Annotated in this window: 1 protein-coding gene; it reads right to left on the bottom strand. The window is 61.9% G+C overall.

The window, feature by feature from the left end; all coding sequences use genetic code 11:
• Nucleotides 1–85: 85 nt before the first annotated feature.
• Nucleotides 86–549: helix-turn-helix domain-containing protein (locus tag KP010_RS22515; protein WP_216281967.1), on the bottom strand; the 464-nt coding region annotated here is incomplete at its 5' end.

The following is a 549-nucleotide window of genomic DNA, read 5'->3' on the forward strand; positions in this document are numbered from 1 at the left end:
GGGCGCTGCGGATCATGCGGCCGTTGATAGACGGCGAGCACATCTTCCATATTGGCGACGAAAGCGGCGCAGGCCTGCGGCGCGATCACCCATTGCTGTTTGAGATGCGGTTTGAGAATGTTTTTTTGAGCGTGCGCCCGATGGTGTTGTCGCTGGCTTTTTCCACGATCTTCAGTTCGACGACCTTTTCTTCGAGCAGGCACAGAGTCCATCTGGCGTAGCCCGCCGGAGCCGGCCCGCAGGCCAGCGCGATGAGCTTTGCTTCCGCCGCGCCGTCGAAAATCCGGGGCCGGGCGCACTTCGGATTATATTTGCGGATCAGCACCGCTTCGAACCCTTCCTCCACCAATTGTCGGCGCGTCCGCTCGACATTGGCGACGCTGGTGTCGAGCGCCTCGGCGATCTTGCCGTCGCTCCAACCTTCACCGGCGTTCGAAACGTCCGCCTTCAACAGGATGCGCGCTTTCGTCAGGAATTGCGCCGAGCGCTTGCCCGAGCCGATAAAGTCCGTGAGCTTCGCGCGTTCCTCCGCGCTCAGCCGCACCACGT

Origin of the sequence: Methylosinus sp. KRF6 (assembly GCF_018887255.1) — a bacterium.
Taxonomy (GTDB): domain Bacteria; phylum Pseudomonadota; class Alphaproteobacteria; order Rhizobiales; family Beijerinckiaceae; genus Methylosinus; species Methylosinus sporium.